Raw genomic sequence first — 13,829 nt, forward strand, 5'->3', positions numbered from 1 at the left:
TGCTTTTCTGTTGTTCAGTGTAATCTAATTTTATTGTTCCTCATATTGAATCATCTTTCATTTGTCTTACAAAAGTGTAAGATTTCTAAAAAAAAGATGAATGGGATTCCATTCATCAGCTACCGAGAAGCAGTTGGAAAAATAATCTGCACAGTTGTGCCTTTTCCTACTTCAGATTGTAATTTAATTGTATGACCTAATTTTTCAACGACTTCTTTTACCAGGTATAATCCCATACCTGTAGATTCTTTATATGACCTTCCGTTTTCTCCCGTATAGAACGGACGGAAAACGCGCGGCAAATCAGACTTGGGAATACCGATTCCGCGGTCTTGGATTTGTAAGATAGTACCTCTTTCTTCTGTGAAGACAGAAATCGTAATTTTTTCTCGATTTCCAGATGAATATTTAATCGCATTAGATAATATTTGATTTAGGATAAAGCGTAGCCATTTGGCATCGGTCTCTACTGTAAGATTGGATTCAACCTTTATTTCTGGGTATACATAATTTCGTAAAAAAGAACGTTTATTTTCATGAATCACTTCATTTACTAATTCTCGTAACGTAACTTTCTCTACATAAAAGTCTTGTTCAAATATTTCAAGACGTGCCATATTAAGTACCATTTCGAGCCCTTGTCTCATTCGATCCGTTTCTTCAGCTATGCTTTCAAACCGTTCATCATCAGCGTCTTGTGTAATAAGTTCAATGACAGAAAGAGGAGTTTTCATTTGATGAACCCATTGGTTCATAAAAGTGAGATGTTCTTGTTTTTTCTTCTCCCATAATTTTAATTGATTGTGATAATAAAGATATTGTGCATGCAATACGTTATTCACTGCGACAGATAAAGGAGTAGAATCGGCTTTTTGGATTGATTCATTTAATGTTTTAGGGAGGTTAGATAACCTGACATACAAGTTACGGTGAGTAAAGTAACGATATAGCAAATAGCCAATTAATAAGACCAATCCTAAGAACACGGCATACAGTGCGGTTAGCCAATGATTGTAGCCGTCATACCAATAGACAAGTAAAACAGTAAACAATTGTACAACTGTATACAATATAAGCGGGATGTGATCACGGAAAAATAATTTCATTTTAATGCCTCGTCATCCCATGTAATATGTAACCTGTATCCAGCTCCTCGAACTGTTTCCAGTGCATCTTGAATTCCTAATTCTGTTAGCTTTTTGCGCATGCGTGTTATGTTCACACTTAATGTATTATCATCAACATATGTATAATCATCCCAAATCTTATCTAAGATTGCTTCACGGCTGACAACGCGTGGATAACGTTGTAATAAAATTTCTAATAAGATTGCCTCTTTTTTTGTAAGAGAAACCATCTTTCCCTTTAATGTTAGTTCCAATCTTTCTGGATATAAAATTAACCCCGCCTGTTCTACTGTGCGTTCTTCTACCTTCGGGGCATAATCACCATATGCACGGCGAAGCTGACTACGAATTTTTGCTATTATAACCTCATAATGAAAAGGTTTTGTAATATAATCATCTGCACCGTACTCTAGAGCCATGACTTGATCCATTTCTCCACTGCGAGCAGAGATGAAAATAATAGGACATGTGGAAATCGCACGGATTTGCCGGCACCAATAGTAACCATCAAAGCTTGGTAAATTTACATCTAATAATACTAAATGTGGCTGAAGCTCTTGAAATGTATTTAAAATAGTATCAAAGTCAGTTATGAGGGTTCCTTGATACCCATATTTTTTAATGTGGGACTGAAGTAACTCAGCAATTTTTCGGTCATCCTCTACAATCATAATACGGTACATATAAATAATCTCCTCATTCTTTTCCTTAGTATAATTATATAATTTTTGAAGCTCTATTATTTCAATTTATCGTTTAAAATACAATCCCCTAAAACAGCAAATTTATCTCCATATACTTTCGTAATATGTTTTTCTCCCCAAGTATCTAGCATGTCTTGTAAACTCCATCCGTACTCACTTAGTTCATATTCTACTTTTAGAGGGACTTAATTGTAAACAATGCGATTGATAACACCATCTTCTTATAGGGTTCCCGCTTCACATTCATCAACTTAAGAAATTAGTGTTCCCCCAAAACGAAAAAATCTTATATATTAATCCACCAGGTAAAGGGATATTGTTTAATTAAATTCACCAAATTTATTTTTCAACAAATTAATAGTTAATATAGTAAAATTAAATTCTAAAAATAAAAAGGGGTGTTTTTCTTGCGTACAATGCAACAATTATTACAAAAACGAGCAACACAATCACCAAATATTGAAGCACTTGTTGGTGGAGGGGAAAGATATTCATTTAAAAAATATAACGAACGAGTAAATCAGCTTGCACATTACTTGTTAAACAGTGGTGTACAAAAAGGAGATCGTATCGGGGTTTTATGTAAAAATAATCATATGTTTCCAACGATTATGATGGCAAGCTTAAAAATCGGTGCCGTACTAATACCTTTTAATCATCAGCTTACTGTTTATGAATTAGAAACGATTGCAAAAGAAGCGAAGCTAAAAGTATTATTTTATGATCCTGAATTTAACGAAATTTTATCTAAAATTGAAGCAGTAAAAAAAATTCAACATGTACTAGAAACTGGAGAAAGAATAGAAGTATCAAATTCATTTGAATTACGATTACAAGGCCAGTCGAAAACAGAACCAATGGTAGAAGTTCATGAAGATGACGATGCGATCTTCTTATTTACTTCTGGAACAACTGGAAATGCGAAAGCATGTGTCATTGGTCATAGAAATTTACATTATTATTTTACAGAAATTGCAGGCCAAAGGGAGATTCCAGTAGGCGAACGTTTTCTTTCCGTACATCCGCTTTTTCATATGAGTGGTGTACTTTCTATATTAAATTGTATTTATCATGGTATTACGATGATTTTTCTATCTGATTCACATCCTAGTCTCATTTGGGATACAATTGAAAAAGAGAAGATTACAACTATGCTTGCGTTTCCAGCTGTATACAGTCATATGCTTGATGAATTTCATAAAAAAGAACGGAATATTTCTTCTTTCAAAGCAGCGCAAAGTGGTGGAACAAAAGTATCTGCAAGTCTTATACAAAAGTATGCAGAAAAAGGAATATTCATGGTACAAGCATATGGAAGTACAGAAAGTTGGGTCGTAAGTTCATGGCGACCAGATATGGGAAAAGAAAAAATTTCTTCTGTAGGAAAACCTATTAAACATGTGGAAGTCAAGATTATTCATCCAAAGACAGGAGAAGAATTACCTGCGAATGCAGTTGGAGAGATTATTGTAAAAAGCCCATATATGTTTAAAGGTTATTGGAATAACGAAAAGGCAACAAGAAAAGTAGTAAAGAATAACTGGTTTTACATGGGTGATGCGGGGATGCTAGATGAAGACGGATTTTTATATATAATGGGAAGATACAAAGATGTTATTGTACATGGTGGTGATAATGTATATCCAGATCAAGTAGAAGAAGTCATTCATAAAATAAGTGGTGTGTTAGAAGTTGCAGTAGTTGGAATTCCAGATGATTTTTGGGGAGAAATTCCAAGAGCTTATATCATAAAAGACATTCACACATCATTAACAGAAGAAAATGTTATTCAGCACTGTAAACTACAATTAGCAAGCTATAAAATCCCAGAAGTAATATTCGTTAAGGAATTACCGAAAAATGCTTTAGGAAAGGTATTAAAAAGAGAATTAAAGAGCAGTGCCCTAATAAAGTGAAACTTTAATCAGTGGGGGTTTTCTTCATCCCCCACTGATTATCAGCCCTCACCAATCGGGCGCATGCCAGCAGTTTATCTCCCACCTAACTTCTTAAAAAAAGTGGAAGTGGCTCGTTCAGAATGTGAGGGGGATGGAGCTTCTGACGTAGAGGTTTTTTACCTCGTAGGAAGAAGCGAAGCCACCGAACATTCTAGCCACTGGAGCTGGACAATGCTTTCGCTGAATTTTGAGGTGGGAGTATTACTGTCCAAGAATAGCGGGATAAAAAACTGTACCCCAATTATTAGACATAACTAATAATTGGGGTACAGTTCATTTTAGAAATTCCTTTTGTTTCATTTATGCATATGCCTAAAATCTATTTTACGTTTAATGAATACGACCCATTTTTATTTTCATATTTATAGACATACAAATAATATTTCCCTGATTTCGCGTTGTATTTTTCTTTAATGCTATTAGACTCATTTTGCCCATATGCTACAAAGTTTTGTAGATCGGATTCGTGATAAAGCTTAACGGATTTACTTGTATATGTTGGTTATTTGGCTCTTGTCCTCGCTAGCGTTTTGAAGCTGAATTTTCTCCATTTGGTTGAAATCCTAATTTTAACAATATAGCTTTTAAATCTGGTAAAACACCAATTTTATCGACAGATGGATTTTTAGATTGTGTTCCTGTGTTTGTGTTACTTAAGATGTCTCTTAACTCACTTGGTTTATAGGATTGACCCAAATGTTCCTTAGCAATACTTTGTATGGAAGTGGCTGCCCCAGCAATAATTGGTGAAGCGCTAGATGTACCATTAAAGTTAGACTTATATAAATTTGTAAGAGCTCTACTTGGTTCCGCAGAAGTTGTATCTACATTTTCACCCCAACCATATACATCAATTCGACTTCCATAATTTGAAAACCGTAAACGTTCATGAGGGACGGTTGATGAACCAGCTCCGACCATGATTGCACCTGAATCTTTGAAATCTTTGCTATTACGATTTAAGACTTGTTTTCCATCTTTATCTTTAAATTCATCTAAATCAATCGAACCATTTGATCCAGCCTCTATAATTACGATCCCTTTATCCACTCCAGTACGAATGGCATCAAATACCTCTGGTCGCACTTCAACTGGTAAATATTTATTACCATATCCAGGATAAGATGCTTGTGCCTCTAATAATAAAACATCACCAGCGTTTAAATTATTAACAGCGCTTAATATGGCATCTGCTGTGTTATACTGACCATTATCCCTTATTTGAGAGATTACCTTTACTGTAGCTTTTGGTGTAATGCCAATATTACCTATATTATTATCTTGCGCTGAAACAATTCCTAATACTGAAGTCCCATGAGCAACGTGCTGATCTAAATTTCGCCCAGACATAAGTTTAATATTTTGATTTATTAAATCCTCATGATTTAATAACCATCCGTACTCCATATCTACAAATGTTATCCCTTTTCCATCGCCGCCTTTTATGCCCCATGCATAAGGTGCATTAATTCCATATGGTGCTTCTGTAAGATATCCTTGGCTTTTAACTCTAGGGTCATCAGATGGATTAAGAGATACATTCGGTATCTGTATTTCAGGCGGTGTTAATTTTTGCGGTTCGTTAATATAGACATCTTCTATTAAGGAAGATTTTTTTAGCTTTTCTAGTAATTGTTCTGCTTGTACACCCTTAGGAACTTGAAGTGTATAATAGTTTAATAAATTAGCAGATGAATGATTATCAGATGTTTTTGTATGTTCATCTAGATTTTGAATGTCTTCAGAACTTACAGATGTAAATAAGCGAGTTAATTTCAAATCCGAAAATTCTGAAAAAATACCTTCTAGTACTACATCATTTGTTTCCTGTTTTATTTGCTTTTCTATACCATCTTCATACGGTAAATTGATCTCATTTTTAAACTTTACAATGATTTGCTTTTCTTCTTTTTTTACATTAGCTTCTTTTTTCTGTACTACTGAATCGTTTGAAGCAGCACTCACTATATGAGAAGTTTTTCCTAATCCCGTAAAAGCTGTAATTACTATTGTAGACATTAGCATTCCTTTTAAAATTTTCATTCATTTCCCCTCTACTTTTCCGTTTTTTAACATCTTCCTACAAAACTATCAAAATAATGATGTACAAATCTTTATACTTAAGTAAATTATAATAAGTATCTATAAAGACTTCAATATATTTATATATGTAATATTTCATATTTTTTGTGTATATTCAATTTTCCGACACATAAGTCGCTGTTCTGCAGAATACAACATGACCGCTTCTATGCATGGCCAGATGCTCGCGCCCGTCTAAAAAGAAAGAGGATTTTATGTCGATTTTTTAATTTGTATTTATATAGAAGGAAGTGAGGGGTTTTAAGATTACATGATAAGAAATTTGTTTCAATCTACAAAAATAAAAAAGGAATAAAGAAAAACCACTATATACTCTACAACGTTATAGTGGTTTTAAAACATCATTTAGGTACCAATATCTTGATTATGTTTCATTTCACCTTTATGAGAAACATAGCTATGTGCTATCATTCCTAACATGATTATAAACATACCGCTCCAAGATAAAATAGAAGGAAATGAAGAATGTAATAAAACTAATTCTCCGATAACAGCAAAAAGTACTTCCATAGATTGTGTTGCTTCCACAGTAGCTAGTTTTTGCATATCTCCTCTTACCATATCAGTTGCTTTGAAAAATAAAATGGTTGCAATTACCCCTGAACAAATAGCAACTAAGATAGATTGCATCGTTTGCTCCTTACTAGGTGCTCCTGTTGTAAAAAATCCATACAAAGATAGTAAAAACCAAAATGGTAAGCTAGCTAATGTCATGCCAAGTACACGTTGATAAGCATCCAGACGGTCTCCACAAACCTCCATCATCTTACGATTACCAAGTGGATAAGCAAAAGAAGCAACAATTACAGGGATAATGCCTAGCAAAATATCTTTCACAGCAAGAGATTTCGCTTGCTCCATTTGCATAAGAATAATACCAAGAAGAATAATAAGTGACATACCCATCCCTTTTATTGGTATTTCCCCTCTTTTCTTGAGAATTCCATTTGGTGTTTGGATGGTTTGGATGAAAAAAGGAGCTAATAAAGATCCCGATATAATCGTAATTTGCCATGTTCCAGCAATTATCCATCCTGGTGCATGTGCAGCGGCAAAACATAATGGAGCATAAAATAAGCCAAATCCTACAAAACTCCATAAGAACCATGTTCCTGAATTTTCTTTCATTACCTGTAATAACGATCGTAGTTTCTTTTTACTTATAACAATAAGTAAAAGAAATGGAACCATAAAAATATACCTTAGTGAAGCACTCCATACCCAGTTACCACCTGATAATTCCATCGCTCGATTCAGTATAAATGTGAAAGCAAAAAAGAAAGCAGCACAAGTACCTAAAAAAACCGGACGCAAATTCCTCACCTCAATTTGCTTCATGAGTTAGTAATTTCCCAAGACTTAACCAGTTTTGTTCTACAAGATGGGCTGTTGTTTCTTTATCTTTATGTTTACACGCCTCTATAATTTGTTGATGCTGTTCTACTGACTTTAGGCCATTTATAGAAGCAAACTGAGAAATTTCAAGACGCTGAATCTTAGATATACTTCGTTCTAACGCACGAATAATTTCGGGGTTTCCTGCTACATCTAAAAAAACATTGTGAAATAACTCATCAGCTTCAATTGCTTTTATAGTATCCTTTTTTTCAATAGATAATCGCAAAGCCTTATTACTGAATTCTAATTCTTGAATATCGGACTCTTTTAATAGTGGAACTGCTAAGCGAGCAGCTAAAGAGTGTAAAACTGCTACCACAGTAAATGCGTGTTTCGCCTCCTCAAGATTTAATGGTGCAACGCGAGTAACCGAACCAGGAATAGATTCAACAAGTCCTTCATCCTCGAGGCGTTTCAATGCCTCTCTAACCGGAGTACGACTAATTCCGAATTCTTCTGCTAACTCTTTGTCATTTAAACGCTGCTCAGGTTGCAGTTCTAATGTAACAATTGCTTTTTTTAAAGTTAAATATACTTCATCTCTAAATGACATACGTTTAATGGGTTTAATCATATCTTTTTTCATAAAACCAATATATCGCATATTGGTTTTATATTCAATTGTAACTTTTTTAATAACATTCATATAAAATAAACCCACATCATTTCTAAACTTTTAGAAATGATGTGGGTTTTATTTTATGCCAACGCAGATGCCTGATCTTGTTGATCGACCGGAACAACTGCATCTGTTAATGCTGCGTCTAATTCAACTGTATACTTCAGCTTCTCTTCTCCGCTCCAGTTTAAAGCTTCTGCCATGTAATTGATAACAGCATCTTTCCATTTATATACCCAGTGAATGTTGAAGAATACTGCTCCCATACGGCGTACGAAGAAATCAACTGGTTTTGTTGTCATTTCGAATTCCATTGCGTATACGAGTGGAAGAAGTACGTCAAGCGGCATGTTATGACGCCCTGCCTCTCCTTTATATTCTTTCGCTAATTCGAAGAGTACATCCACGTTTGAACCGTAGAATTTTGCGAATTGCTCTGCTTGTTCTACAGTTAAACCGTATTTTTTTCCTTCTTGTGCTTTTTTCGCTATGAATGTTGGGAAGTTTTTAGAACCGCCAACATGACCGCCAGAGATTGGCATATGTTTCGTTGCACTTGCTGGGTATGAACCGTGCCCTTCTTTTTGCATTAGAGATGTTACATAGTCTACTACCATCTCTGCCATTTTGCGGTATCCTGTTAATTTTCCGCCGGCAATTGTGATTAGACCAGATTCAGAAGTCCAAATTTCATCTTTACGAGAAATTTCAGATGCGCTCTTTCCTTCTTCATAAATTAATGGACGAACACCGGCCCAGCTTGATTCAATATCCTTCTCTGTAATGTTTACGCTCGGGAACATGTAGTTAATCGCATTAATAATATATGTGCGATCTTCTGTCGTCATTTTTGGTACCGCTGCGTCTTTATCATAAAATGTATCTGTTGTCCCTACATACGTTTTACCTCCACGCGGAATCGCAAAGACCATACGTCCATCTGGCGTATCAAAGTAGATTGCTTGCCCTAATGGGAAACGCTTTTGATCAATGACAAGGTGCACACCTTTTGATAACTGTAGTACTTTCCCTTTTTTCGAATTATCTTTTTCACGAAGTGAATCGACCCAAGGACCTGATGCGTTGACAATCTTTTTACCGTACACTTCATATACGTTTCCGTCTAATAAGTCGACTACACGTACGCCGCATACTTTTCCATCTTTATATAAGAAGCCATCTACCTTTGCATAGTTGACTGCTTTTGCGCCATGTTTGATTGCTTCTTTCATCACTTCAATTGTTAAACGTGCATCATCTGTACGATATTCTACGTAGTAACCGCCGCCTTGTAATCCTTCTTGTTTCACGAGCGGCTCTCTCTTCATCGTTTCTTCGCGGCTAAACATTTTTCTGCGCTCGCTTTTCTTAACGCCTGCTAAAAAGTCATATACACGAAGTCCGATTGATGTACTAAATGCGCCGAACGTACCGCCTTTATGGAATGGAAGCAGCATCCACTCAGGTGTTGTTACGTGAGGGCCGTTCTCATATACAATGGCACGTTCTTTCCCAACTTCAGCTACCATTTTCACTTCAAACTGTTTTAAATAACGTAAACCACCGTGAACAAGCTTTGTAGAACGACTTGATGTACCTGCAGCAAAGTCTTGCATTTCAAACACAACTGTTGATAATCCGCGTTTTGCTCCGTCAAATGCGATCCCTGCTCCTGTGATTCCTCCGCCGATGACAATAACATCTAATTCTTGTTTATTTACTTCATTTAAAACATTTTGACGCTGTTGACTTGAAAATTTCATGGTAATTCCTCCCTTTTATTACGAAAAAAGAGACCACAAACATCACCATAGAATCACTTCTATAGCGTGTTGTGGTCTCTCCAAATCTCCTACCGAATTATTAACTTATCATCATTGTAACACTGTTTATAATTATTTAAAAGCTTTTGTTGCTTCAATTGCTTTTTTCCAGCCAGCATATAGCTCTTCACTTGTACCCGCTTCCATTGCTGGTGTAAAGCTCTTATCCATATTCCACTGCGCTGCGATTTCTTCTTGACCTTTCCAATATCCAACCGCAAGACCAGCTAAATATGCTGCTCCTAAAGCTGTTGTTTCATTTACTTCTGGACGCTCTACTGGCACGCCTAAAATATCGCCTTGGAACTGCATTAAGAAATTATTTTTCACTGCGCCGCCATCTACGCGTAATGTTTTTAACTCAATGCCAGAATCCGCTTCCATTGCACATAATACATCTTTTGTTTGATATGCTAACGATTCAAGCGTTGCACGGACAAAATGCTCTTTCGTCGTACCGCGTGTTAAACCAAATACTGCTCCGCGTACTTCACTATCCCAGTACGGTGTTCCGAGTCCAACAAATGCAGGTACAACATATACGCCGTCAGTTGACTCAACGCGCGTTGCATATGCTTCACTATCACTTGCATCTTGGAACATACGCAGTCCATCACGCAGCCACTGAATTGCAGATCCTGCTACGAAGATACTACCTTCTAATGCGTATTCAACTTTTCCATTTAAGCCCCATGCGATTGTTGTTAATAGACCATGCTCAGATGCTACTGCTTTTTCACCTGTGTTCATTAACATAAAGCAGCCTGTTCCGTATGTATTTTTCGCCATACCTTCACCGAAGCAAGCTTGGCCGAATAGTGCTGCTTGTTGGTCACCCGCAATACCTGCAATCGGTACATTTTGATTGAAGAAATGGTAATCAACTGTATGACCATATACTTCAGAAGATGGACGTACTTCTGGAAGCATGCTTGCTGGTACTGTTAACATGTCAAGAAGCTCTTCGTCCCATTTTAACTCATGGATGTTATACATTAATGTACGAGATGCATTCGAATAATCTGTTACGTGAACCTTGCCGCCAGATAATTTCCATACAAGCCATGTATCAATTGTTCCGAATAATAACTCGCCGCGCTCCGCTTTCTCTCTTGCACCTTCTACGTTATCTAAAATCCATTTTACTTTCGTCCCAGAGAAGTATGCATCAATTAAAAGACCTGTTTTTTCACGAACCATGTCGCCATAGCCTTTTTCTTTTAACTCTTCACAAATTTCCGCTGTTTGACGAGATTGCCATACGATTGCATTGTATACAGGTTTGCCAGTCTCTTTTTCCCATACAACCGTTGTTTCACGTTGGTTTGTAATACCGATACTAGCGATTTGCTCCGGTTTTACCTCTGCTTCACTTAAACAAGTTGCAATAACCGCTAAAATAGATCCCCAAATTTCTTGCGGGCTATGCTCAACCCAACCTGGCTTAGGAAAATGCTGCGTGAACTCTTTTTGCGCAACATGTACAATTTTACCTTCTTTATTAAAAAGAATCGCACGTGAACTTGTTGTTCCTTGGTCTAATGAAAGAATAAATTTTTCCATGTTTATTTCCCCCTTATGCTACTTTTCTACTATTTGTATTTTTCCCGCTCTGTTTGCTTGCCATATAAGAGATTGCTAGAACAATCACTGTTGCAATTGCTACATAGATAAGTGCTGAGTTTTGCTTTCCTTCAAATACAACTTGATGGAATAATCCCGCTAATGATCCGCCTAAAATTGGTCCTACTACTGGAATCCATGCATATTTCCAGTTCGATCCGCCTTTTCCTGGGATCGGAAGAAGGAAGTGTGCAATACGAGGTCCTAAGTCACGTGCTGGATTGATTGCGTAACCAGTTGTCCCTCCTAATGATAAACCAATACTTACAATTAAGAAACCTACAATAAACGGATTTAAACCATCTGCAAACTTATTTGCTCCAATTGCTAAAATACCAAATACTAGAATAAAAGTCCCAATCATTTCACTTAAAAGGTTTGCAAATGTGTTTGGAATTGCTGGTCCTGTTGCAAATACGCCTAATTTTGTGCCTGCATCTTCTGTTTCTTTCCAATGTGGTAAGTAATGTAAGTATACAATACATGCCCCAATCATTGCCCCAATCATTTGTGCTGCGATATAACTTGGTACGTCGCTCCAAGGAAATGCTCCTTTAAACGCAAGTCCAATTGTTACTGCTGGATTTAAATGCGCTCCGCTAATCGATCCAACTGCATAAGCAGCTACCGAAACCGCTAAGCCCCATCCCATCGTAATAACGATCCATCCTGAATTTTGTGCAAATGATTTCTTCAAACTAACACCAGCACAAACACCGCCGCCAAGAATGATTAGTAATGCTGTCCCTATTAACTCCCCTAAAAATGGTGACATATAACCCCTCCATAATCAAATTAAAGCGCTTTCAGTGAAAGAGAAAAATTAAATTTTCAAAAGAAAAAATCCACAAATACAAGCTTCTATAAAATCATAGAAACAATGAAATGTGGATCTCTTCTTTTCTCCGTCACGTTTATTAACTTATCTATAATGTTAAACCCATTTGAAAGCGGTGTCAATTAGTTTTTTCACATTTTTGTCACTTTCTATGAAAATGTTTCCATAGCTCTTTTTTCGACGTGGTAATCGCTGTTGCACCAGCTGCTAGAGCCCTTTCCACATCATCCACAGTACGAATAAATCCGCCTGCCAAAATAGATAATCCAGTTCGCTCTTTCATTTCCGCAATTACGTCCGTTAAAGCCCCTGGAAGCACTTCAATGTAATCTGGCTTTGTCTTTTCTAAAAGGGCACAACTCTTTTCCATTGCACTAGAATCAATTAAGAAAACCCGTTGAATCGCAACGACACCTTTTTGCTTCGCTTTCATAATCACACTAGACTTTGTAGATAACACACCGTACGGACGAAACTCTTGGCATACATATTCCGTTGCATACGCATCACTTTGCAAGCCATGAATTAAATCCACATGTAAAAAGACTTTTTTACAATACTGCTTTGCTAATGCCACAACACTTTTCAACTGACCAACATGAATATCTAAAATTACAATATATTCATATGAACTATGTAACAGCTTCTCTAAATCTTTTATTTGCCGAACCGCTGGTAATATTTTTTGTTCATGAAATTCCATTTGAAAATCCCCTTTTTCGTATCTTCCTATTTCTTATAGTACACCAATTAGGGAAAAAGAAAAGATGGTACCTTTGTTCCAGCTGGGCTCGATGATTGTTGTGTTGAATATCGTCGAATGATCTTTAAATCGTGTCGAATCGTCGATATCGGTGAACAAGAAAAAACGGGACTGACCCTAAAGATAGGTCAGTCCCGTTTTTTCCTAGCAATGACTTACATATTAGCACCTAGCGTTGAAACTTGCCACTCTACTCCGAACTTATCTTTCACTTGGCCATATAATGGACTCCAGAACGTTTCTTGAAGCGGCATTACTACTTGGCCACCGTCTTGTAACTTTTCAAACACTTCTTTTGATTTTTCTGCATTTTCTATGCGAATAGCGATAGTCACTTGTGATCCAACTTGGTGTGGCTGGCCTGGGAATGTGTCAGAGATCATCAAATCCGTATTACCAATTTTCAAATGCGCATGTAACACACGGTCTTTCGCCTCAGCAGGAACCTTGAATTCCGGATTTTCAGGCATGTCTCCAAACGTTTGAAGGCTTACAACTTTTGCATCCAATGCGCTTTCATAGAATTTAACAGCCTCTTGTCCATTACCATTCGTCACTACATACGGGTTAATACCTAAAATCATCACAAGCACCTCTTTCTAAAATGTTTAACATATGTAACCGCATAACAGAACATACGTTTCTGTTATTTTATCATATATTACATGTTTGTGAAACTATTTTACTTCGTTCGTGCAATGAAAAAAATCGACATCTTTTTTTCAAAATACGTTTTGGAACTGAAAAATAAGCACTTTTAAGGATATTAGTACCATAAATGAACGTTTTTAGTACTCATACCATAGACTCCTCCTTATGCATAAATTTACAACATCCTTTAGCTTACACATGAAACTGTTCTAAAGATGGAAA

The 13,829-nt window shown here is 36.4% G+C and carries 10 protein-coding genes and 2 pseudogenes; 1 reads left to right on the forward strand and 11 read right to left on the reverse strand.

What is annotated here, in order from left to right; genetic code table 11:
* Nucleotides 1–119: 119 nt before the first annotated feature.
* The 3 genes and pseudogenes from ACIGHG_RS02940 to ACIGHG_RS02950 form a co-directional block, all read right to left on the reverse strand.
* Nucleotides 120–1,106 (reverse strand): sensor histidine kinase, encoded by a 987-nt coding sequence (locus tag ACIGHG_RS02940; protein WP_396547103.1) that lies wholly within the window; start codon nucleotides 1,104–1,106, stop codon nucleotides 120–122.
* Nucleotides 1,103–1,810, reverse strand: a complete 708-nt coding sequence (locus ACIGHG_RS02945) for a response regulator transcription factor (protein ID WP_396547105.1) — start codon at nucleotides 1,808–1,810, stop codon at nucleotides 1,103–1,105. Before ACIGHG_RS02945 ends, ACIGHG_RS02940 begins: the two co-directional genes overlap by 4 nt.
* 56 nt (nucleotides 1,811–1,866) lie before the next feature.
* A pseudogene (locus ACIGHG_RS02950) lies at nucleotides 1,867–2,052 on the reverse strand (winged helix-turn-helix transcriptional regulator); the annotation flags it as partial.
* Between the two features lie 186 nt (nucleotides 2,053–2,238).
* Here ACIGHG_RS02950 and ACIGHG_RS02955 point away from each other — a divergent pair.
* Nucleotides 2,239–3,747, forward strand: a complete 1,509-nt coding sequence (locus tag ACIGHG_RS02955) for a class I adenylate-forming enzyme family protein (protein WP_396547107.1) — start codon at nucleotides 2,239–2,241, stop codon at nucleotides 3,745–3,747.
* Between the two features lie 361 nt (nucleotides 3,748–4,108).
* On the opposite strand, the pseudogene ACIGHG_RS02960 reads toward ACIGHG_RS02955, so the two are convergent.
* From ACIGHG_RS02960 to ACIGHG_RS02995, 8 genes and pseudogenes are all read right to left on the reverse strand, one after another.
* Nucleotides 4,109–5,832, reverse strand: a pseudogene (locus ACIGHG_RS02960) (S8 family peptidase).
* Between the two features lie 405 nt (nucleotides 5,833–6,237).
* The gene (locus tag ACIGHG_RS02965; RefSeq protein ID WP_336472308.1) at nucleotides 6,238–7,230 is read right to left on the reverse strand and encodes a DMT family transporter; all 993 of its coding nucleotides are present in this window, start codon (nucleotides 7,228–7,230) and stop codon (nucleotides 6,238–6,240) included.
* Nucleotides 7,217–7,876, reverse strand: a complete 660-nt coding sequence (locus ACIGHG_RS02970; RefSeq protein WP_336472374.1) for a GntR family transcriptional regulator — start codon at nucleotides 7,874–7,876, stop codon at nucleotides 7,217–7,219. The genes ACIGHG_RS02965 and ACIGHG_RS02970 overlap by 14 nt, the downstream gene beginning before the upstream one ends.
* A gap of 113 nt (nucleotides 7,877–7,989) precedes the next feature.
* Nucleotides 7,990–9,672 carry a glycerol-3-phosphate dehydrogenase/oxidase gene (locus ACIGHG_RS02975; RefSeq protein ID WP_336472309.1) on the reverse strand — a complete coding sequence of 561 codons (1,683 nt, stop codon included), beginning with the start codon at nucleotides 9,670–9,672 and terminating at the stop codon, nucleotides 7,990–7,992.
* Between the two features lie 132 nt (nucleotides 9,673–9,804).
* Nucleotides 9,805–11,295: a glycerol kinase GlpK gene (gene glpK / locus ACIGHG_RS02980; protein ID WP_396547110.1), complete on the reverse strand. Its 1,491-nt coding sequence runs from the start codon at nucleotides 11,293–11,295 to the stop codon at nucleotides 9,805–9,807.
* A gap of 13 nt (nucleotides 11,296–11,308) precedes the next feature.
* Nucleotides 11,309–12,130 carry an MIP/aquaporin family protein gene (locus ACIGHG_RS02985; protein ID WP_090919327.1) on the reverse strand — a complete coding sequence of 274 codons (822 nt, stop codon included), beginning with the start codon at nucleotides 12,128–12,130 and terminating at the stop codon, nucleotides 11,309–11,311.
* Between the two features lie 205 nt (nucleotides 12,131–12,335).
* Entirely contained in the window at nucleotides 12,336–12,896 is a 561-nt protein-coding gene (locus tag ACIGHG_RS02990) for a glycerol-3-phosphate responsive antiterminator (protein ID WP_336472311.1), read from the reverse strand.
* Between the two features lie 215 nt (nucleotides 12,897–13,111).
* Nucleotides 13,112–13,540, reverse strand: a complete 429-nt coding sequence (locus ACIGHG_RS02995; RefSeq protein WP_090919322.1) for a VOC family protein — start codon at nucleotides 13,538–13,540, stop codon at nucleotides 13,112–13,114.
* Nucleotides 13,541–13,829 lie beyond the last annotated feature (289 nt).

The sequence above is a fragment of the Bacillus sp. NPDC077411 genome, from assembly GCF_044543425.1.
GTDB lineage: Bacteria > Bacillota > Bacilli > Bacillales > Bacillaceae_G > Bacillus_A > Bacillus_A bruguierae.